General features: G+C 56.2%; 20 protein-coding genes. 10 read left to right on the top strand and 10 right to left on the bottom strand.

Going from position 1 to position 20,015, the window contains the following annotated elements; all coding sequences use genetic code 11:
- The first annotated feature begins 205 nt into the window (after positions 1–205).
- Genes tamA through CYR52_RS06080 form a run of 3 tightly spaced genes read left to right on the top strand, consistent with a single transcriptional unit; the run spans position 206 to position 6,071 of the window.
- Positions 206–1,942 (top strand): autotransporter assembly complex protein TamA, encoded by a 1,737-nt coding sequence (gene tamA / locus CYR52_RS06090; RefSeq protein ID WP_072927065.1) that lies wholly within the window; start codon positions 206–208, stop codon positions 1,940–1,942.
- Positions 1,939–5,718, top strand: a complete 3,780-nt coding sequence (tamB, locus tag CYR52_RS06085) for an autotransporter assembly complex protein TamB (protein WP_101828192.1) — start codon at positions 1,939–1,941, stop codon at positions 5,716–5,718. The genes tamA and tamB overlap by 4 nt, the downstream gene beginning before the upstream one ends.
- A 2-nt stretch (positions 5,719–5,720) precedes the next feature.
- A complete protein-coding gene (locus CYR52_RS06080; RefSeq protein ID WP_072927069.1) occupies positions 5,721–6,071 on the top strand; it encodes a gamma-glutamylcyclotransferase family protein in 351 nt (116 codons plus the stop codon).
- A gap of 96 nt (positions 6,072–6,167) precedes the next feature.
- On the opposite strand, the gene ppa is transcribed toward CYR52_RS06080, so the two are convergent.
- Together ppa and fbp are read right to left on the bottom strand one after the other, a co-directional pair.
- Positions 6,168–6,695 carry an inorganic diphosphatase gene (gene ppa, locus CYR52_RS06075; protein ID WP_072927070.1) on the bottom strand — a complete coding sequence of 176 codons (528 nt, stop codon included), beginning with the start codon at positions 6,693–6,695 and terminating at the stop codon, positions 6,168–6,170.
- A gap of 229 nt (positions 6,696–6,924) precedes the next feature.
- A complete protein-coding gene (fbp, locus tag CYR52_RS06070) occupies positions 6,925–7,923 on the bottom strand; it encodes a class 1 fructose-bisphosphatase (RefSeq protein WP_072927072.1) in 999 nt (332 codons plus the stop codon).
- Positions 7,924–8,093: 170 nt separating this feature from the next.
- On the opposite strand from fbp, the gene mpl reads away from it, so the two are divergent.
- The gene (mpl, locus tag CYR52_RS06065) at positions 8,094–9,461 is read left to right on the top strand and encodes a UDP-N-acetylmuramate:L-alanyl-gamma-D-glutamyl-meso-diaminopimelate ligase (protein ID WP_072927073.1); all 1,368 of its coding nucleotides are present in this window, start codon (positions 8,094–8,096) and stop codon (positions 9,459–9,461) included.
- 213 nt (positions 9,462–9,674) lie between these two features.
- On the opposite strand, the gene CYR52_RS22345 is transcribed toward mpl, so the two are convergent.
- From CYR52_RS22345 to argR, 4 genes are all read right to left on the bottom strand, one after another.
- Positions 9,675–9,905, bottom strand: coding sequence for a hypothetical protein (locus CYR52_RS22345; RefSeq protein WP_139300261.1), 231 nt, complete (start codon positions 9,903–9,905; stop codon positions 9,675–9,677).
- 90 nt (positions 9,906–9,995) lie between these two features.
- A complete protein-coding gene (gene yhcN / locus CYR52_RS06060) occupies positions 9,996–10,256 on the bottom strand; it encodes a peroxide/acid stress response protein YhcN (protein WP_072927075.1) in 261 nt (86 codons plus the stop codon).
- Between the two features lie 135 nt (positions 10,257–10,391).
- Positions 10,392–10,655, bottom strand: coding sequence for a peroxide/acid stress response protein YhcN (yhcN, locus tag CYR52_RS06055; protein ID WP_072927077.1), 264 nt, complete (start codon positions 10,653–10,655; stop codon positions 10,392–10,394).
- A 425-nt stretch (positions 10,656–11,080) separates the two neighbouring features.
- Entirely contained in the window at positions 11,081–11,551 is a 471-nt protein-coding gene (argR, locus tag CYR52_RS06050) for a transcriptional regulator ArgR (RefSeq protein ID WP_072927079.1), read from the bottom strand.
- Between the two features lie 455 nt (positions 11,552–12,006).
- Between argR and mdh the strand changes: the two genes are divergently transcribed.
- Entirely contained in the window at positions 12,007–12,945 is a 939-nt protein-coding gene (gene mdh / locus CYR52_RS06045) for a malate dehydrogenase (RefSeq protein ID WP_072927081.1), read from the top strand.
- A gap of 92 nt (positions 12,946–13,037) precedes the next feature.
- On the opposite strand, the gene CYR52_RS06040 is transcribed toward mdh, so the two are convergent.
- Complete coding sequence (locus CYR52_RS06040) at positions 13,038–13,385, bottom strand: helix-turn-helix domain-containing protein (protein ID WP_079205173.1); 348 nt, start codon at positions 13,383–13,385, stop codon at positions 13,038–13,040.
- A 425-nt stretch (positions 13,386–13,810) separates the two neighbouring features.
- Between CYR52_RS06040 and CYR52_RS06035 the strand changes: the two genes are divergently transcribed.
- Entirely contained in the window at positions 13,811–14,155 is a 345-nt protein-coding gene (locus CYR52_RS06035) for a DNA-binding protein (protein WP_072927082.1), read from the top strand.
- A gap of 20 nt (positions 14,156–14,175) precedes the next feature.
- On the opposite strand, the gene ispB is transcribed toward CYR52_RS06035, so the two are convergent.
- A complete protein-coding gene (gene ispB, locus CYR52_RS06030; protein WP_072927387.1) occupies positions 14,176–15,147 on the bottom strand; it encodes an octaprenyl diphosphate synthase in 972 nt (323 codons plus the stop codon).
- 261 nt (positions 15,148–15,408) lie between these two features.
- Here ispB and rplU point away from each other — a divergent pair, with 261 nt between their 5' ends.
- The 4 genes from rplU (at position 15,409) to cgtA (ending at position 18,239) form a co-directional block, all read left to right on the top strand.
- Positions 15,409–15,720 carry a 50S ribosomal protein L21 gene (gene rplU / locus CYR52_RS06025; RefSeq protein WP_072927084.1) on the top strand — a complete coding sequence of 104 codons (312 nt, stop codon included), beginning with the start codon at positions 15,409–15,411 and terminating at the stop codon, positions 15,718–15,720.
- A gap of 15 nt (positions 15,721–15,735) precedes the next feature.
- A complete protein-coding gene (gene rpmA, locus CYR52_RS06020; protein WP_072927085.1) occupies positions 15,736–15,993 on the top strand; it encodes a 50S ribosomal protein L27 in 258 nt (85 codons plus the stop codon).
- An 85-nt stretch (positions 15,994–16,078) separates the two neighbouring features.
- Positions 16,079–17,050, top strand: coding sequence for a DMT family transporter (locus CYR52_RS06015; RefSeq protein WP_072927087.1), 972 nt, complete (start codon positions 16,079–16,081; stop codon positions 17,048–17,050).
- Positions 17,051–17,066: 16 nt separating this feature from the next.
- Entirely contained in the window at positions 17,067–18,239 is a 1,173-nt protein-coding gene (gene cgtA / locus CYR52_RS06010) for an Obg family GTPase CgtA (protein WP_072927088.1), read from the top strand.
- Between the two features lie 53 nt (positions 18,240–18,292).
- Here the strand turns inward: cgtA and pmrB are convergent, their stop codons facing one another.
- Together pmrB and pmrA are read right to left on the bottom strand one after the other, a co-directional pair.
- Positions 18,293–19,354: a two-component system sensor histidine kinase PmrB gene (gene pmrB, locus CYR52_RS06005; RefSeq protein WP_072927090.1), complete on the bottom strand. Its 1,062-nt coding sequence runs from the start codon at positions 19,352–19,354 to the stop codon at positions 18,293–18,295.
- Entirely contained in the window at positions 19,351–20,013 is a 663-nt protein-coding gene (gene pmrA, locus CYR52_RS06000; protein ID WP_101828191.1) for a two-component system response regulator PmrA, read from the bottom strand. Before pmrA ends, pmrB begins: the two co-directional genes overlap by 4 nt.
- Positions 20,014–20,015 lie beyond the last annotated feature (2 nt).

The raw sequence follows: 20,015 nt of genomic DNA, 5'->3' as shown, positions 1-20,015 counted from the left end.
CATTCAATAGCAGGGTAAGGATCGTTAGTTGTATCTGATTGCGTCTTTGCACACAATACATCGTCTGTTATCGATTAATTTTCTTACGATAATCAAAATTTCAGGGTTAAACGGCTACCGGCCGAAGGGATTTCGCCCATACTGATGCTGTTTTTTATGCCAGCGTGTTGCGTTACAGGACAGTAAAACATTCCCAGGAGTACGTGTGCGACAAAACCGGGTGCTTAGTATTTTATGTGTACTGCTGGCTTCCCCCCTGGCACATGCCGCAACGTTGCGGTTGCAGGTGGAGGGTTTGAGCGGGGATTTAGAGAAAAATGTGCGGGTGCGGCTTTCCGCCATCGGCAGTGATGAAGTCACGGCTGACGGGCGTTTCCGGGCCAGTGTGGATAAGGCAGTCCGCCAGGGGTTACGGCCGTTCGGCTATTACGACCCCACCATCGATTTTGAGTACCGGGCCACGCCGCCGCCCGGCCGTCCGGTGCTGATTGCGCGCGTCACGCCGGGTGAGCCGGTCAGGATTGCCGGCACCTCTGTCGTGATTGAAGGGCAGGGCAAAGACGATGAGGACTACCAGACGCTGAAGAAAAATAATATCCCGGTGAAAGGGACTCAGCTCAACCACGGCACCTACGAAAGTTTCAAAAGTTCGATTACCAATGTGGCGGTGCGCAAAGGCTATTTCGATGCCACCATGCGCAAAAGCCAGCTCGGCATCATCCAGGATCAGCACCAGGCATTCTGGGACATCGACTTCGATACCGGGCAGCGTTACCGCTTCGGCCGCGTCACCTTTGAGGGTGCGCAAATCCGTGATGATTATCTGCAAAACCTTGTTCCCTTCCATGAGGGTGACTACTACAGCGCCAGCGATCTGGCTGAGCTGAACCGTCGCCTCTCTGCCACCAACTGGTTCAATTCCGTGGTGGTCGCGCCTGAATTCAAGAATGCCAAAGAGCACAAAGTCTTGCCGTTAAACGCGGTCGTCACGCCGCGTACCCGTAACACGCTGGAAACCGGGGTGGGCTACTCCACCGACGTCGGGCCGCGCATCAAAGCCAACTGGAAGAAACCCTGGCTTAACTCACGCGGCCACAGCCTGGAAAGCACCATGAACCTCTCCGGGCCGGAGCAGGAGCTGGAGCTCAGCTATAAAATTCCGCTGCTGAAAAACCCGATCGAACAATATTACGTGGTACAGGGCGGCTTTAAACGCGAAGACCTCAACGACACCGAGTCCGATGGGGCCACCGCCAACGTGGCGCGCTACTGGGATGCCTCCAGCGGCTGGAAAAAAGCCATCAACCTGCGCTGGAGCATGGACCACTTTACGCAGGGCAGCGTCACCAACACCACGATGCTGATCTACCCCGGTGTCAGCGTCAGCCGGACGCGCCAGCGCGGCGGGCTGATGCCGGACTGGGGCGATTCGCAGCGCTATTCGCTTGACGTCTCCGATACCGGCTGGGGTTCTGACATCGATTTTGCCGTGGTGCAGGCGCAAAACGTCTGGATCCGAACCCTGGCGGAGAAACACCGCTTTGTGGTGCGCGGCAATCTGGGCTGGATTGAAACCAACGACTTCGAACGGGTGCCGCCCTCCCTGCGCTTCTTTGCCGGGGGCGATCGCAGCATCCGCGGTTACCAGTACAAATCGATCTCACCACGGGATGATGAAGGCAAACTCACCGGTGCCTCCAAGCTGGCGACCGGCTCGCTGGAGTACCAATACAACGTGACCGGCAAGTGGTGGGGCGCGGTGTTTGTTGATTCCGGTGAAGCGGTCAACGACATCAAACAGAGCAACGTGAAGACCGGCGCCGGGGTAGGCGTGCGCTGGGCATCACCGATTGGCCCGGTAAAACTGGATTTCGCCGCCCCGGTTGGCGATCAGGAAGAGCACGGCGTCGAGTTCTACATTGGGTTGGGGCCTGAATTATGAGCCTGTTGAAAAAGATTTCTCTTGGGGTGCTGATCGTGGTGCTCCTGCTGCTGGGCACTGTCGCCTTTCTGCTCGGCACGCAAACCGGCCTGCATCTGGTGATTAACGGCGCGGCACGCTGGGTGCCGGGGCTGGAGATTAACAGCGTCACCGGCGGCTGGCGTTCCCTGACGCTGACCGGCGTGACCTATAAAATGCCGGGTGTCACCGTGAATGCCGGGCAGTTCCATCTTTCGCTGGATCTCTCCTGTTTCCGCCGCAGCCAGCTCTGTGTGAATGCGCTGACGGCGCAGGATGTGAATGTGGCGGTCAATACCCAACAGATGGCCCCGGCCGCCCCGCAACCGGAAGAAGAAGCGGGCAACAGCAACCTGAGCACGCCGTACCCCATCATCCTGCGGATGCTGCGGGTCAATAACGTTAAAGTGACCGTGGATAACACCGCGATTGCGCTGGATGAATTCCGCACCGGCTTACAATGGCAGGATCGCGCCCTGACGCTGATGCCGACGCAGATTAATTCCCTGCTGGTGGCACTGCCGACCGCCGCCCAACTGGCGCTGGAGAAGGTCACCGAACCCGCCCCGCCGGAACCGGCCAAACCGGCACCGCCTGGGCCGCCGCTGGGCGACACCCTGAAACAGCTGTTCGCCAAACCGTTGCTGCCGGATCTGCCGGAATTCCGCCTGCCGCTGGATATTTCCGTGAAGTCGATACGCGGAAACCAGCTGCGCCTGACCGGTGATACCGACGTTACCGTCACCTCACTGCTGTTACAGGCCAGCACCAAAGATCAGCATCTGCAACTCGACACGCTGGATGTGGACTCGCCGCAGGGCACCCTGAATGCCCGCGGGCAGGCCACACTCAGCGGCAACTGGCCGCTGGCAATAGACGTGAACAGCACGCTGAATGTGGACCCGCTCAAAGGAGAGAAAGCCAGGCTGACGGTCGGCGGCGGGCTGCGTGACAAACTTAACGTAGCGCTGAACCTCTCCGGGCCGGTACGCAGCGATCTTACCGTGCAGACGCAACTGGCCGAGGCCGGGCTGCCGCTGGCGCTGTCACTGAAAAGTGATGAACTGCGCTGGCCGCTGGTGGGCGAGCCGCAGTATCAGGTGAAGAATATTGACGTCAGCCTCAACGGCAAAGCGGTGGATTACCGGCTCGGCCTGCACTCTGACATCAGCGGTGTCGGGCTGCCGCCGGCTACCGTCACGCTGGACGGCGGCGGCAATGTTGAACAGTTCCGGCTGGCGCGGCTGCGGGTGGCCGCCCTCCAGGGCAACACCGACCTCAGTGGCGTGGTGGACTGGAGCAAAGCCATCAGCTGGAATACGGTGCTGACGCTGGACGGCATCAACACGGCGAAGCAGTGGCCGGAATGGCCGGCGACGCTGCGCGGCAAAATTGTCACGCGCGGCAGCCTGTATGGCGGCAACATGCAATTGCGCATTCCCGAGCTGCAACTGGACGGTAATGTGCGGCAGAACAAGGTCGAGGCGCGCGGCCAGCTCAGCGGCAATGCCGCCGGGCAGTGGGATATTCCACAGATGCACCTGGCGCTCGGCCGCAACGCAATTGATGTGAAAGGCAAGCTGGACGAGAACTGGGCGCTGGATGCCCTGATCGATGCACCGGCGCTGGATAACGCCCTGCCGGGGCTGGGCGGCGTGGCGAAAGGCAACCTGAAGCTGCGTGGAAACCTGAAGGCCCCGCAGGTTCTGGCCGATCTCACTGCCAGCCGGTTACGCTGGCAGGAACTGCGCATCAACAGCGTCAACGTGAAAGGGGACGTGCGCTCCGGCGAGCAGATCCAGGGTGAACTGGCCGTGCGAGTGCAGCAACTGACCCAGGCTTCGCTGGCGATCCGGCAGTTAACGCTGGAGGCCAAAGGCAGCGAAAAGCAGCACCAGATGCAACTGCGTATTGACGGCAAACCGGTTTCCGGCCAACTGGCGCTGGCCGGCAGTTTTGACCGGCAGACCCAGCGCTGGCAAGGCACCCTCAATAATACCCGCTTTGATACGCCGGTCGGCGAAGTGCGGCTCAGCCGCGCAATCGCGCTGGAGTATTTCAACAGTGAACAGCGCGTGACGGTAGGCCCGCATTGCTGGCTGAACCCGAATGCTGAACTCTGTGTGCCGAAAACCATCAACGCCGGGGCGAGCGGGCAGGCCAGCCTGGTGCTCAACCGTTTTGATCTGGCGATGGTCAAACCTTACCTGACGGACGATACCCGGCTCAGCGGCATCTTTACCGGCAAAGCGGATGTCAGCTGGAATGCCGCGGGCGGCCTGCCGCAGGCGGCGGTGTCGCTTTCCGGCAAAGGGGTAAAAGTCCGGCAGAACCTGCAGGGCAAAACCCTGCCGGTAGATTTCGACACGCTGAACCTCTCGGCCGGGCTGGACAAGGGCCGGGCACGGCTGGGGTGGCTTATCAAGATCGCGGACAACGGCCAGCTGGCCGGTGACGTGCAGGTCAGTGACCCGCAGGGCCGCCGCAACATTTCGGGCAATGTCAGCATTAACGCTATTTCCCTGGCGATGCTTAACCCGGTGCTGTCGAGCGATGAAAAAGCCAAGGGGCTGCTGAGTGCCAACCTGCGGTTGGGCGGGAACGCCCAGCGTCCGCTGGTGTATGGGCAAATGGCGCTGGATGATGTGGATATCGACGGCTCATGGATGCCGTTTGACATCACCAACGGCCGCCTGGGCCTGAACTTCAACGGTGATAACTCCACGCTCAATGGCCTGATCCAGACGACACAAGGCCAGCTGTCGCTGGCCGGTAACGCGGACTGGGCGCAGATTGATGCGTGGCGGGCGCGCATCGCGGCAAAAGGTGACAAGGTGCGCGTGATCGTGCCGCCGATGGTGCGGCTCGATGTCTCGCCGGATCTGGTATTTGAGGCGACGCCGCAGCTCTTCTCGCTGAGCGGTAATGTCGATATCCCGTGGGCGCGGATCACGGTGCAGGACCTGCCGGAGAGCGCGGTGGGCGTGTCGTCGGATGAAGTGATGCTGGATGCGCAACACCAGCCGATCGAAACGAAAAAAGCCTCGATCCCGATCAACAGCAACCTGACCGTCAACATTGGCGACAATGTGCGGCTGGATGCCTTTGGCCTGCGGGCGAAGCTGAAAGGTGCGCTGAAAGTGGTGCAGGATCAGCAGGGGCTGGGGCTGAACGGGCAGATCGATATTCCGTCCGGCCGCTTCCACGCCTATGGCCAGGATCTGATTGTGCGCAAAGGGCAGTTACTGTTCTCCGGCCCGCCGGCGCAACCGCTGCTGAACATTGAGGCGATCCGTAACCCGGAATCCACCGAGAATGATGTGGTGGCCGGGGTGAAAGTCACCGGCATGGCCGACGAGCCGAAGCTGGAGATCTTCTCTGATCCGGCGATGTCACAACAGGAAGCGCTCTCGTATCTGCTGCGCGGCCAGGGGCTGGATGACACCGGCACGGACGGCAGTATGATGACCTCGATGCTGGTGGGATTAGGGGTTGCACAAAGTGGTAAACTTGTGGGTAAAATCGGCGAGGCATTCGGGGTAAGCAACCTGGCCCTGGATACCGCCGGGGTAGGCGACAGCTCCCAGGTGGTGGTCAGCGGTTATGTGCTGCCCGGCCTGCAAGTAAAATATGGTGTAGGAATATTTGATTCTTTGGCGACCCTGACGTTACGTTACCGGTTGATGCCGAAATTGTATCTGGAAGCGGTGTCTGGACTCGACCAGGCATTGGATTTGCTCTATCAGTTTGAGTTTTAACGATGCGAATAATTGTCTACGGCAGCTTGCGCCGCAAGCAGGGTAACAGTCACTGGATGACCAATGCCCAATGGTTGGGCGATCATGAGTTAGAGGGGTTTGACCTCTATGATCTGGGGCAGTATCCGGCGGCCGTCCCCGGTGAGGGCACGATTTACTGTGAGGTATACCGGATTAATGCCGGTATCCTTGCAGAACTGGACGAGCTGAAAAGCAATACCAAGGACTACCGCCGGGAGTTGATTGCAACGCCCTACGGCAGCGCATGGATCTACATCTATAAGCGTTCACTGGCGGGCGTGCCGCGCATTGCCAGTGGTAACTGGCTGACGCGTGAACCCCGGACACTGTGAATGCCGGGAGCTCGCCCATAAAAAAACACCGCTCATTGAGCGGTGTTTTTTTTTACAGGGTACGCCGTACATCATAAGGCGTGACGCTGATGAGTCTTACTTCTTCGCGCGCTCGAAAGAGGCCACGATTTCAGCTTTAGCGGCGTCGGCATTGTCCCAGCCGTCGACTTTCACCCATTTGCCTTTTTCCAGATCTTTGTAGTGTTCAAAGAAGTGGCTGATCTGGGCGCGCAGCAGTTCCGGCAGGTCGTTCACATCCTTGATGTGATCGTACTCTTTGGTCAGCTTGCTGTGCGGTACGGCGACCAGCTTGGCATCTTCGCCCGCTTCGTCCGTCATTTTCAGCACGCCAACCGGACGGCAGCGGATCACGGAGCCTGGTTGCAGCGGGTATGGGGTCGGCACCAGCACATCTACCGGGTCACCATCCAGGGACAGGGTATTGTTGATGTAGCCGTAGTTGCACGGATAGAACATCGCGGTGGACATGAAACGGTCAACGAACAGGGCGCCGGTTTCTTTGTCGATTTCATATTTGATCGGATCCGCGTTAGCCGGGATCTCAATCACTACATAGATGTCTTCCGGAAGATCTTTACCCGCCGGTACGTTGTTCAAGCTCATAGTGGTTTCCTTTCATCGAACCAGAATTAGAGTGCCGGCTATTATAGCCAACTCTTTTATGAATTCCTGTCCTTTTAACATGCGGTCAGCCCGGCGGGAAACGCCCAGGCCGCCGCTTGCGGTACTTTCAGACTTATCCTTCACCGGCCGGCAGGCGGCAACGCTGCGCACCCCCAATAAAAAAGGGCGATCTGACGATCGCCCTTCGGGAGTGTGCCACGGTGGCGAATCAGTTGTCCGGGTACAGCTCGATGAAACGCTCTGCGTCTTCCACCATCGAACGGGTGCCGACAAAGAATGGCGCACGCTGGTGCAGGGATTCAGGCGTAATGTCGAGGATACGGCGCATACCGTCACTGGCCTTGCCGCCGGCCTGTTCAGCCAGGAAGGCCATCGGGTTGCACTCATACAGCAGGCGCAGTTTCCCTTTCGGGTGCGAGGCGGTGCTTGGGTAGATGTAGATGCCGCCTTTCAGCAGGTTGCGGTGGAAATCTGCCACCAGCGAGCCGATGTAGCGTGAGGTATAAGGGCGCTGGGTCGCCTCATCCTGCTCCTGGCAATATTTGATGTACTTCTTCACCCCGAGCGGGAAGCGGATGTAGTTCCCCTCGTTGATGGAGTACATGTTGCCTTTTTCCGGGAAGCAGACTTTTTCATGGGACAGGCAGAACACACCCAGGGAAGGGTCATAGGTAAAGGCGTGCACGCCGCAGCCGGTGGTGTAGACCAGCATGGTTGAGGAGCCGTACACCACATACCCGGCCGCGACCTGCGCGCTGCCCGGTTGCAGGAAATCCTCTTCCCGCACCGGTGTGCCGATCGGGCTGATGCGGCGGTAGATAGAGAAGATTGTGCCGACAGACACATTGACGTCAATGTTGGAGGAGCCGTCCAGCGGGTCCATCAGCACCACGTATTTGGCATCTTCCGCGCCTTCGAAGATCACGATCTCATCTTCTTCTTCCGACGCGATCCCCGCGACTTCACCACGGGCTTTCAGCGCCGCTTTCAACTTTTCATTGGCGAACAGATCGAGCTTCATCTGCACTTCGCCCTGAACGTTTGATACGCCGCTGGTCCCCAGAATATCCACCAGCCCGGCTTTATTGATATCCCGGTGGATGATCTTGGCACCGAGTTTGATCGCGGAGAGCAACGCCGTCAGTTCACCTGTGGCGTGGGGAAAATCGTGCTGCTTCTCGACAATGAATTCGCCTAACGTTTTCATGACACAATCCCTGAATCTAATGATGGAAAGTGGTTTTTGATACAAACCACCAACATAAGCGAAATGAGTTTAACGTAAAGATATGGACGATTCATAGGCAAATCCATTTCTTCTGGACGATTCCGAGCGGTAGAATACCGGCTGACCTGATGTGATCTAATGGAAATAATATGCGTATTCATATTCTTGGTATCTGCGGCACCTTTATGGGCGGGCTGGCGATGCTGGCCCGCTCCCTGGGCCATGACGTAACCGGTTCAGACGATAACGTCTATCCGCCGATGAGCACGCTGCTGGAGAACCAGGGCATCAACCTGATTCAGGGGTACGATCCGGCCCAGCTTGACCCGGCACCGGACCTGGTGATCATCGGCAATGCCATGTCACGCGGTAACCCTTGTGTGGAGGCGGTACTGGAGCGCGGCATCCGCTATATGTCCGGCCCGCAGTGGCTGCATGATGATGTGTTGCATGATCGCTGGGTTATCGCCGTGGCCGGTACGCATGGAAAAACCACCACGGCCGGCATGGCAGCCTGGATCCTCGAAGCGTGCGGCTACCAGCCCGGCTTTGTGATTGGTGGGGTACCGGGGAACTTTGATGTCTCCGCCCGGCTGGGCAACAGCCCATTCTTTGTGATTGAAGCCGATGAGTATGATTGCGCCTTCTTTGATAAACGCTCCAAATTCGTGCATTACAGCCCGCGCACGCTGATCCTGAATAACCTGGAGTTTGATCACGCCGATATCTTCGACGATCTGAAAGCGATCCAGAAACAGTTCCACCATCTGGTGCGCCTGGTGCCGGGCCAGGGCAAAATTATCCTGCCGGAAAATGATGCCCACCTGAAGCAGGTGATGGCGATGGGCTGCTGGAGTGAGCAGGAGTTCCTCGGTGAAAACGGCACCTGGCGTGCTGCCAAGCTGACGCCGGACGCCAGCCGTTTCGAGGTCTTCCTGAATGGCGAGCGCGTGGGCGAAGTGAACTGGTCGCTGGTGGGTGAACACAATATGCACAATGGCCTGATGGCGATTGCCGCGGCGCGCCATGTGGGCGTTTTGCCGGCGGACGCCTGCCGGGCGCTGGATAACTTCATCAACGCCCGCCGCCGCCTGGAGCTGCGCGGTGAGGAGAATGGCGTCACGGTGTATGACGATTTTGCCCACCACCCGACGGCCATTCTGGCGACCCTGGCGGCGCTGCGCAGTAAGGTCGGTGGTACAGCACGCATTCTGGCCGTGCTGGAACCCCGCTCGAATACCATGAAAATGGGGATGTGCAAAAACGAGCTGGCACCGTCGCTTGGCCGGGCTGATGAAGTCTTCCTGTTCCAGCCGCAGCATATTCCGTGGCTGGTCACCGAAGTCGCTGAGGAGTGTATCCAGCCCGCGCACTGGAGCGCCGACGTGGAGACGCTGGCCGACATGGTGGTGAAAGCGGCCCAGCCGGGTGACCATATCCTGGTGATGAGCAACGGCGGCTTCGGCGGTATTCATAACAAGCTGCTGGAAAAGCTGGCGGCCAAAGCGGCCCGGTAAAGGTTACCGGCAGTGATAACCGCACCGGCTATGACAATTCCGCCGGCTACGGCAATTCCGCCGGCTACGACAATTCCGCGGGCTACAAAAACAGGGAGGCATTCGCCTCCCTGTTTTTTTGGGCAACGCCCCGCCTTCACGTCATTCCAGGCAAAAAAAAGCCCCCAAACGGGGGCAATGGGGTTCGTCGGATAGGACGAGGGTACATCTGGATCAGAGCGGGCGGGTATGCCACTCCTGGCTTTCCAGCACGCCGTAGCGGTGAGGTTCACTCACCTTTTTTTCAATGGCTTTTACCGTCAGTGCGTGTGGCAGCGTCAGCGGCAGCATTTCTGCATGTTGCGTGTTCCCCTGGGCATCATTCGCCTCTACAGGGGCCGCCGACACACTCCACGAAAGGGCAGCAAGCAACCCACACACGGCCGGTATAACTTGTAATGACACGATCTATTCCTGAAGAGATAACCCGGCACCCTCTTAACGTAATGGTTTGAGTAGGGAGAGGGCGCCGGCAAGGTTCCAGAGGGGGAGTGCTTATTGGTAAATCTCAGCGGTGGCGTGGTAGTTGCCGTTCTGATAGGCCTCAATCACGCGGTAGGCTTTCGCCCCTTTGCTGTCCGCTTTCTCTGAGAGTGCCTGGCGGATATCAGACGGAGAACCGCTGACACCGCTGACACTGATGGTGCCTGCCGGGGTTAGGTTGCTGTCCGGCGCAGTAATAAGCTCAGCGGCAGAGGCACCGGCAGAGACAACAGAGAGCAGGGCCAGGGCGGCCAGGGTTTTTTTCATGTTCATGATGATGTTCCTTAATGTTGGCTGACAACCGTTAAGGCCATATCACAGGTATTGCCTGCCGGTTGTTCTGATGCATTGCCGGGATCACCGATCCCTCAGGGATTCACTGACGTGCGTTTTACCGGGCACGTTTTATTACTGGTAGATTTCTGCGGTCGCGTGATAGTTGCCGTTGTTATACGCCTCGATAACCCGGTAGGCTTTTGCGCCTTTATCATCCGCTTTTTCAGACAGTGCCTGACGGATGTCAGAAGGTGCTGCGCTGACGCCGCTTACAGAAATGGTGCCCATAGGTTGCAAAGAAGCGGCCTGATTGGCATCGATAGATTGTGCTGCAAACGCGCCGAATGACAGTGCAGAAAGGATGCTGGCAGCCGCGATGGTTGTTTTAATGTTCATGGTTTAGCCTCGTCGTATTTTATTATTCGTTAGGAAACTGTGAGTTTCATCACGGAAAGAAGTATACGCCTGGTAACATTCGAAAATAAATAGGACGCTAATAGTTTTTGAGGTTACTTTGAGGGGCTTTGTGAGTTTTTAATAACCAAAAAGCATAAAAATTGTATAAATCTTGAACATTTATGGTTAATTTTTCGTAAGATCAAACATCTAGGATGATTTAACTAAATGTGCTGTTCATAGCAGTGATAATCACTGCTGAAGCAGGGAAGTGCGCAGCAATATGCGTAATGCAGGTAACGCAATGGAATTATCACTCAGGGACAATGAGCAGGCAGAGGGGCGGAAAGGGAAGAGGGGAGGGGCAGCATACCAACCGCAATGGCCCGGCCAGCCTGGCCAGTACCCTTGCGGTATCACACCGGTTACAGCTCTTGTTCAAACAGGCCGAGAATGGCCTCATAGAGTTGTTTCACCGAAAAGCCGTTTGCCGGGGTGGTAAAGATGGTGTCGTCACCGGCGATGGTGCCGAGAATGCCTTCCGATTTACCCAGCGAATCCAGCAGGCGGGCGATCAATTGTGCGGCGCCTGGGCTGGTGCGAATCACCACCACGGCATCGTTATAATCCACATCCAGCACCAGATTCTTCAGCGGGCTGGTGGTCGTCGGCACACCCAGTTCAGCGGGCAGGCAATACACCATCTCCATTTTGGCATTACGGGTGCGTACCGCGCCAAATTTGGTCAGCATCCGCGAAACCTTGGACTGGTTAATATTATCAAAACCTTCTTCCTGCAGCGCCTGGACAATCTCGCTTTGAGAACTGAATTTTTCTTCTTTCAGCAGCGCCTTAAAGGCTTTGATCAGATCTTCTTGTTTTGCGGGATTACGCATATTGCACCGTGAAATAGCTAAAGTTGACGTCATTATTATGCATATAATTGAATTTTTATGCAATGTCGAGAGAGGGCCTGCATCATCTGAGGCTTACTCGCACAAGGAAAGGCGCGAAGTGTAGCAAAATCATTGTGTAATGAATATGCCGTTTGGGCAGGGTTTTTAGCCGAGTGGCAATATGTAGAATTCTTATTAAGATTATGTTGTTCAAATGTTGTGCATCGATGCCACACGGCTCACGGTTAGCAGGCTGTGAATCATGTCATACTCTGCAGGCACGTTGTGCACTATGATCTTCATTTACTTCGCAGTTTCCTTAATGTTCGGGCTGAATTATCGCCTAAGCCCGCACAGGCCCTGTTAATGGTTTGTGGTGGATCACGCGATGACGTAAAGTATTAATGTTCTGAATTCACAGCATTTTTACGTTTACCATAAAAAAGGAGTATAGGATGAAAGTTGCAGTCCTCGGCGCAGCCGGCGGTATTGGTCAGGCGCTCGCCCTTTTGCTTAAGACCCAATTGCCTTCAGGTTCGGAACTCTCTCTCTATGACATCGCACCCGTCACGCCCGGCGTGGCCGTCGATCTCAGCCATATCCCTACTGCAGTAAGCATTGAAGGTTTCAGTGGTGAAGATGCCACCCCGGCCTTGCAAGGCGCTGACGTGGTATTGATCTCTGCCGGGGTGGCACGTAAGCCGGGTATGGATCGCTCTGATCTGTTCAACGTCAACGCCGGGATTGTGCGTAACCTGATCCAGCAGGTCGCGAAAACCTGCCCCGGCGCATTGATCGGTATTATCACCAACCCGGTTAACACCACCGTGGCCATTGCGGCTGAAGTACTGAAAAAAGCCGGCGTATACGACAAAAACAAATTATTTGGCGTGACCACCCTGGATACCATCCGGGCGAATACCTTTGTGGCTGCGCTGAAAGGCAAACAGCCGGAAGAGGTTGAAGTGCCGGTCATTGGCGGGCACTCCGGTGTCACTATCTTGCCGCTGCTGTCACAGGTGCCGGGCGTCAGCTTCTCTGAGGACGAAGTGGCAGAGCTGACCAGGCGTATCCAGAACGCCGGGACAGAAGTGGTGGAAGCCAAAGCGGGCGGAGGTTCAGCCACACTCTCTATGGGCCAGGCTGCCGCGCGTTTTGGCCTGTCGCTGGTGCGGGCGCTGCAAGGTGAAAGTAACGTGGTAGAGTGCGCGTATGTTGAAGGGGAAGGCCGCTATGCCCGTTTCTTTGCGCAACCGCTGCTGTTGGGTAAAGAGGGCGTGGCTGAACGCCAGGATATCGGCACATTAAGCGCATTTGAAAAACAGGCGCTGGAAGGGATGCTGGAGGTATTGCGCAAGGATATCGAACTGGGGGAACAGTTCGTTAACGGGTAAAATTCGTTAACGCATAACTTCCCTATTACCGCTGGCGCTATGCCAGCGGTTCGTTTTCGGGGCCGGAATCCGGGCTGGCTTCAGCGGTTTTTTCAACCGGGATTTTTCACCCCGGCGCGCTCCTTTCTCACCAACGGCTGCGGCACTCTCTTCGGCAAAGGCTGTTGCAGTTTCTTCGGCAAAGGCCGGCGGGTTGTCCGCTCAATCGGTAACAGCGTCTCTGCATCAAAATAACGGCTGGGCCAGATGCGCTTCGGGTGAACACCCAGAGCGTGGGCAATAATCCATTCTCCCTTAGGCCAGGGGCGGTAAAGCACGTTGGCCAGGGTCGAGGAACTCAACCCCGCTTTACGTGATAATGCCGCCATTGACGTGCCCCTTTTATGCAGGGCAGAAATAATATCTGCTGAGTGCCAATCCGCCTTTAGCTTGATGTTCATTCCCTTTGTCCTTACTCGTCCACATGCACATGTTGCTTAAAATCCTGCGTGCATTTTGAGAAATTCATAACATCAAATTTAGTAAGTTTGCGCAAATAACTTTCTGAAAGACGGTAAGAATGTGTGCTCATCAACAAATAATGGCTGTAAATGCAGTGAAATAAGCCAAACGAAACAGAACGGTAATGTTTTCCATCAATCATTTACGGAGTATGTATTAATGGTTTTTATAGAAAATTAACGAAAATTTATCTGAAAAATCCCTGAAAGCGGGCAAGGGGTCTGAAAAATCTGTGCATCCGCGTTTATACGCGTAATTTTGGTGTGGTCTTTGTGGGTGAATGGTATAACAGAGGGGTTAAAAACACGCGGCAGTGATCAGGGCGTGTCCTGTCTTAACCGGGCATTCAGACGCGAGAAGGATAATGAAACAAGCGTGGTTTACGGCCAAAGAGCTGGCAGAAGTGTATAGCCTGCCTTCAACCCCACAGGGCGTAAATGCCAGAGCCCGGCGCGAAGGCTGGGACAGGCGGCGCCGTCATGGCGTACAGGGAAAAGCGGTGGAATATTCTATCCGGAGTTTACCGGCCGCCGCCGTCGCTGAATTGACGAGGCAGTGTTCTGGCGTCGTGCCCGGAAAGCCTGGGAAAAGCCCATTAACGATCTGGATCGAGGGCTATCACCAACTGACCGACGCGCAACGCCGGCGGGTGATCGCCCTGATTGTCAAAGAGGGGATGCAGGGGCTGCTTAACCGGCTGCCCCGGTGACCAGGCAGCCGGTTATTGCCTCAGTACTCGCGTTTCACGGCCAGGTGCGCCAGCCCTTCCAGGGCGCGGCGGTATGGCGTGTCCGGCAGGATGCTCAGGCAGGCAATGGCTTTATCCGCTTCTTCTTCCGCACGCTGGCGGGTATAGGCCAGTGACCCGGCCTGATGCATGGTTTCCAGCACCGGCTCCAGCAGATGGCGGCCGTTGCCTTCCTCAATCGCCTGACGGATCAGTGCAGATTGTTCGGCATTGCCGTGTTTCATGGCATGTAACAGCGGCAGGGTCGGTTTGCCTTCGTCCAAATCATCGCCGGTATTTTTGCCCAACGTGCTGCCATCGGCATCGTAATCGAGTAAATCGTCGATGAGCTGGAAAGCGGTACCGAGGTAACGGCCATAGTCCTGCAACGCTTTTTCCTGCTGCTCGGTGGCATCTGACAGGATGGCCGAAGCCTGCGCCGCCGCTTCAAACAGCCGGGCCGTTTTACTGTAGATAACCCGCATGTAACTCTCTTCGGTGATGTCCGGATCGTTACAGTTCATCAGTTGCAGCACTTCGCCTTCGGCAATCACATTGACCGCTTCAGACATCAGCGCCAGTACACGCAGTGACTCCAGGCCGGTCATCATCTGGAAGGCACGGGTATAGATAAAATCGCCGACCAGCACGCTGGCTGCGTTGCCGAAGGCCGCATTCGCCGTGGCTTTGCCGCGGCGCATATCTGACTCGTCAACCACATCATCGTGCAGCAGGGTGGCGGTATGAATAAATTCAATCAGGGCCGCAACGGTGACATGTTTCTGGCCGGTATAGTTGAGCGCGCGCGCAGCCAGCACCGCGATCATCGGCCGGATGCGCTTGCCGCCGCCGCTGATGATGTAGTAGCCCAACTGGTTGATCAGGGTGACATCAGAGTTGAGCTGGTCGAGAATGATCGCGTTTACGGCCGCCATATCTTGTGCGGTTAAGTCGGTAATCTGTTCAAGGTTCATTGTGTTTTTTTCTATTAGGATGCTCTTCACCATGAATGGGAGCACCGCACGCAGCGGCTCATCGTAGTAACAGTACCATTGATTGTACTTGAAAAATGGCATAGATAAACGTCGCGAAATGAGCTGTGCTTTTTTTCTTCTTCTGACTTTATTCTGCTCTTGTCATGCGATGCTTTTTTGCGTAGAATTCGCGCCCTATTGTGAATATTTATAGCGCGCTTTGAACTACTAAAGGCGAGTGCGCGGAAAGCGGAGTTTTATATGTACGCGGTTTTCCAAAGTGGTGGTAAACAACACCGAGTAAGCGAAGGTCAAACCGTTCGCTTGGAAAAGCTGGACATCGCAACTGGTGAAGCTGTTGAGTTTGACCAAGTGCTGATGATTGCCAATGGTGAAGAAATCAACATCGGCGTTCCTTTCGTCGATGGTGGCAAAATCACCGCTGAAGTTGTGGCTCACGGTCGTGGCGAGAAAATTAAAATCGTTAAGTTTCGTCGTCGTAAACACTACCGTAAGCAGCAGGGCCACCGTCAGTGGTTCACTGATGTGAAAATCACCGGCATCAGCGCTTAAGTTTAGGAGCATAAAATGGCACATAAAAAGGCTGGCGGCTCGACTCGTAACGGTCGCGATTCCGAAGCTAAACGTCTGGGCGTGAAGCGCTTTGGCGGCGAAGCAGTACTGGCAGGCAGCATCATCGTTCGTCAGCGCGGGACCAAGTTCCACGCAGGCACCAACGTAGGTTGCGGCAAAGACCACACTCTGTTCGCACTGGCTGACGGTAAAGTTAAGTTCGAAGTAAAAGGCCCGAACAATCGTAAATTCATCAGCATCGTTGCTGAATAAGTTTTTCGAGCCTTACTGGTAGATGTAAGCCCCGCAATTCTGTTGCGGGGCTTTTTACATTTTAGAGTGGACGTCGGGGCAGGATATGGAAACCAGGCAGCAGGCAGGCATCGGCATCATGCTGGCATTGACCACCGCCGTATTTTGGGGCGCATTGCCAATCGCGATGAAACAGGTACTCCAGGTCATGGACCCGTTTACCGTTGTCTGGTACCGCTTTACCATGGCCGCACTGGGCCTGGGCGGGCTGTTGGCTGTCAGGGGGAATCTGCCGCCGTTACGCTTGTTCGGCAAGCCGCGCTGGCTGGCGCTGCTGGCGGTTGCCACGGCAGGGTTGCTGGGGAACTTCATCTTTTTCAGCTCCTCGCTGCAATACCTCAGCCCGACAGCCTCACAGGTGATTGGCCAGCTTTCGCCGGTTGGGATGATGATCGCCAGTGTGTTCATCCTTAAAGAGCGGATGCGCATTACGCAGGTGATAGGCGCAGCGATGCTGATTTGCGGGCTGATCATGTTTTTCAACAACAGCCTGATTGAAATTTTTACCCGGCTGACCGATTACACGCTGGGCGTCTTGCTCGGTGTGTGCGCCGCGTCCGTCTGGGTCTGCTATGGCGTGGCACAAAAGGTTCTTTTGCGTCGCCTGGCATCGCAACAGATCCTGGTAATGTTGTACACTTTGTGTGCAGTCGCGCTTTTTCCTCTGGCGCATCCGGGGATGATCATGCAATTGAGCGGCTGGCAACTCGCCTGTCTGCTGTTTTGTGGCGCCAACACCCTGATTGGCTATGGCGCGCTGGCTGAGGCCATGGCGCGCTGGCAGGCGGCACAGGTAAGTGCCCTGGTGACGCTGACACCGCTGTTTACCCTGCTATTTTCGAATTTACTGGCATTGGCCTGGCCGCATTTCTTCGCGGTGCCTGCGCTGAATGTGGTGGGATACCTCGGGGCGATCGTTGTGGTGTCAGGGGCAATGTTTTCCGCAATTGGCCACCGTTGGTGGCCCGGGCGGACAGAAAAAAGTCTGGTTGCTTCATTAAAGCCCTCAGACGAATGATTTACGGAGACAGCAAATGAAGTTTGTAGATGAAGCCACGATTCTGGTGGTGGCAGGTGATGGCGGCAACGGGTGCGTGAGTTTCCGTCGCGAAAAATATATTCCTAAAGGCGGCCCGGATGGCGGCGACGGCGGCGACGGCGGTGATGTCTACCTGCTGGCTGATGAGAACCTGAATACCCTGATCGACTACCGTTTTGAGAAGTCTTTCCGGGCAGAACGGGGTGAAAACGGCCAGAGCCGTGACTGCACCGGTAAACGCGGCAAAGACATTACCATTAAGGTGCCGGTCGGGACGCGTATTATCGACCAGGGCACCGGTGAAGTGGTGGGCGATTTGACCCGTCACCAGCAGCGCCTGATGGTCGCCAAGGGCGGTTTCCACGGCCTTGGTAACACCCGCTTCAAGTCCTCCGTTAACCGTACCCCGCGCCAGAAAACCATGGGCACGCCGGGCGAAAAGCGTGACATTAACCTGGAGCTGCTGTTGCTGGCAGACGTCGGGATGCTGGGCCTGCCGAACGCCGGTAAGTCGACCTTCATCCGTGCGGTTTCCGCGGCGAAGCCAAAAGTGGCGGACTACCCGTTCACCACGCTGGTGCCGAGCCTGGGTGTGGTGCGTATGGACAGCGAACAGAGCTTCGTGGTGGCTGACATTCCTGGGCTTATCGAAGGCGCATCGGAAGGCGCAGGCCTCGGCATTCGCTTCCTGAAGCACCTGGAGCGTTGCCGCGTGCTGCTGCACCTGGTGGATATCGCCCCGATCGATGAATCTAACCCGGTTGAAAATGCCCGTGTCATCATCAACGAGCTGAAGCAGTACAGCGAAAAACTGTCTGAGAAGCCGCGCTGGCTGGTGTTCAACAAGGTTGACTTGCTGGACGATGAAGAAGCGGAAGCCCGTGCCAAAGCCATTGCGGAAGAGATGGGCTGGGAAGGTAAATACTACCTGATCTCAGCAGCAAACCGCGCTGGGGTAAATGCCCTGTGCTGGGATGTGATGAGCTTCCTGAACACGCAGCCGCGTGAAATGGCCATCGAAGAGAGCAAGCCGGAAAAAGCAGAGTTCATGTGGGATGATTACCACCGTGAACAGCTGGCTGAAGCTGAGGCTGAAGCAGAAGAAGAGTGGGATGACGACTGGGATGAAGATGACGACGAAGGCGTCGAAATCATTTACCAGCGTTAATCTGCGGAAAAAAGGCTGCCTTCGGGCAGCCTTTTTTATACGCATCTGAGCAATCAGGCTGGATCAAGCCGGGAAGGGAGCAGGCATTGGGCCGCCAAACCCCCTTCAGGCCGGTTTTGTAGCGTCAGGGTCGCCCGGTGAAGCTGGGCGATACGAATAACAATATTTAGCCCTAATCCGCTGCCGCCATAACGTTGATCCATCCGCGTAAAGGCCTTAGTCAGCTCACCCGCCAGATTTTCATCAATGCCCGGCCCTTCGTCGCTCACCGTCAGTTGCCATTGCGCCTGCTGTGCCAGACACGACACAGTGATACGCGTCTGTTCAGGGCTGTAACGGTGCGCATTTTCCACCATGTTCCGTAACATCAGCCGCAGCAATACCGCATCCCCCTCCATCCAGGCCTGGGTTGGCATGTGCCATATCACCGTTTGCTGACGTTGCGCAGCCATCTCCTCCAACTCTTCGCGCAGGGGCAGGGCAACCTCTTCAACCCAGTTAATCCGCTGATAGTGGCCGCCGGCAAAGTTTTGCCCGGCCCGTGACAGCATGAGCAGCTGCTCAATGGTATGCATCAGCAGATCGAGACGTGCGATCAACACCCGGCTTTCAGTGATTCCCTTTTGCTCCATCAGCTCCAGATGAAGCCTGATGCCCGCCAGGGGCGTGCGTAATTCATGAGCTGCATCGGCCGTAAACAGGCGCTCTTGCTGAATAGTATTGGAGAGCCGCGCCAGCAGTTGATTAAGCGATGTCGTCACCGACACAATTTCCTGCATATCGCTATTAATCGGCAGGGGAGTCAGATTATCCGCAGAACGGTTCTGCAGACGCTGTTGCAGCTGATTCAGCGGGCGGATAATCCAGCTGATGGCCCAGAAGGAGAGCAGTAACGTGATGCCGAGCATAATCAGCGAGGGAGCCAGCAAGGAAGCCACTGCCTCGGCAATTTCCATTTCCACGTGCTGGTTACGGACTTTAGCGGTCAGTGTAGTATCCACCAGCAGGCTAATCTGTTCCCGGCTCTCATGCCAGAGCCAGAAAACACTGATGAGTTGGGTGACCAGCAGAATTAACGCCAGCATTAACAATAAACGCCGACGCATACTGATCATGACTGGGCATCCAGCCGGTAACCAATACCGCGCACGGTACGGATGCGCTCTTTGCCCAGTTTGCGGCGCAGATTGTGGATATGCACTTCCAGAGTATTGGAGCCTAAATCATCCTGCCAGGTGTAGAGATCGTGTTGTAACAGCTCCCGGTTGACCGTGTGCCCTGCACGCAGCATCAACCGGGACAGAATGGCAAACTCTTTAGGCGTGATCTCCAGGGGCTTGTTATCCAGAGAAACCTGCTGAGTCGACAGATTAAGCGTGAGATTATCCACGGTCAGCAGATTATCGCTGTGCCCTTGATAGCGCCGCAACAGAGCGCGGACACGCGCCTGCAGTTCAGCCAGCGCGAAAGGCTTTATCAGGTAATCATCCGCGCCTGCATCCAGCCCCTCTACCCGATCCTCCATGGCATCACGCGCCGTCAGAATTAACACCGGCAGCGCCATGTTTTCACGCCGCCACTGACGCAACAGCGACGTGCCGTCGCGATCCGGCAGCCCCAGATCAAGAATAATTAAGCTGTACTGACTGGCAGGAAGATAACGGACTGCGTCGGCTGCACAGCTGACGCAGTCACACACGTAGCCCTGCGCAGAAAGCGCGGCCGAAAGGCCTTGTTGCAACAGTGCATCATCTTCAATGATCAGTAGTTTCATGC

It is taken from the genome of Chimaeribacter arupi, from assembly GCF_002858805.1.
In the GTDB taxonomy this organism is placed as follows: domain Bacteria; phylum Pseudomonadota; class Gammaproteobacteria; order Enterobacterales; family Enterobacteriaceae; genus Chimaeribacter; species Chimaeribacter arupi.
The sequence above is the reverse complement of the archived record's forward strand: the minus strand, read 5'-3'. Positions and strand labels throughout refer to the sequence as shown.

Bases quoted from the DNA above. Each gene is read 5' to 3' on its own strand.
- tamB (WP_101828192.1), top strand. From the start codon at position 1,939: ATGAGCCTGTTGAAAAAGATTTCTCTTGGGGTGCTGATCGTGGTGCTC.
- CYR52_RS06080 (WP_072927069.1), top strand. From the start codon at position 5,721: ATGCGAATAATTGTCTACGGCAGCTTGCGCCGCAAGCAGGGTAACAGT.
- ppa (WP_072927070.1), bottom strand. From the start codon at position 6,695: ATGAGCTTGAACAACGTACCGGCGGGTAAAGATCTTCCGGAAGACATC.
- fbp (WP_072927072.1), bottom strand. From the start codon at position 7,923: ATGAAAACGTTAGGCGAATTCATTGTCGAGAAGCAGCACGATTTTCCC.
- mpl (WP_072927073.1), top strand. From the start codon at position 8,094: ATGCGTATTCATATTCTTGGTATCTGCGGCACCTTTATGGGCGGGCTG.
- yhcN (WP_072927075.1), bottom strand. From the start codon at position 10,256: ATGAACATGAAAAAAACCCTGGCCGCCCTGGCCCTGCTCTCTGTTGTC.
- yhcN (WP_072927077.1), bottom strand. From the start codon at position 10,655: ATGAACATTAAAACAACCATCGCGGCTGCCAGCATCCTTTCTGCACTG.
- argR (WP_072927079.1), bottom strand. From the start codon at position 11,551: ATGCGTAATCCCGCAAAACAAGAAGATCTGATCAAAGCCTTTAAGGCG.
- mdh (WP_072927081.1), top strand. From the start codon at position 12,007: ATGAAAGTTGCAGTCCTCGGCGCAGCCGGCGGTATTGGTCAGGCGCTC.
- CYR52_RS06040 (WP_079205173.1), bottom strand. From the start codon at position 13,385: ATGAACATCAAGCTAAAGGCGGATTGGCACTCAGCAGATATTATTTCT.
- CYR52_RS06035 (WP_072927082.1), top strand. From the start codon at position 13,811: ATGAAACAAGCGTGGTTTACGGCCAAAGAGCTGGCAGAAGTGTATAGC.
- ispB (WP_072927387.1), bottom strand. From the start codon at position 15,147: ATGAACCTTGAACAGATTACCGACTTAACCGCACAAGATATGGCGGCC.
- rplU (WP_072927084.1), top strand. From the start codon at position 15,409: ATGTACGCGGTTTTCCAAAGTGGTGGTAAACAACACCGAGTAAGCGAA.
- rpmA (WP_072927085.1), top strand. From the start codon at position 15,736: ATGGCACATAAAAAGGCTGGCGGCTCGACTCGTAACGGTCGCGATTCC.
- CYR52_RS06015 (WP_072927087.1), top strand. From the start codon at position 16,079: ATGGAAACCAGGCAGCAGGCAGGCATCGGCATCATGCTGGCATTGACC.
- cgtA (WP_072927088.1), top strand. From the start codon at position 17,067: ATGAAGTTTGTAGATGAAGCCACGATTCTGGTGGTGGCAGGTGATGGC.
- pmrB (WP_072927090.1), bottom strand. From the start codon at position 19,354: ATGATCAGTATGCGTCGGCGTTTATTGTTAATGCTGGCGTTAATTCTG.
- pmrA (WP_101828191.1), bottom strand. From the start codon at position 20,013: ATGAAACTACTGATCATTGAAGATGATGCACTGTTGCAACAAGGCCTT.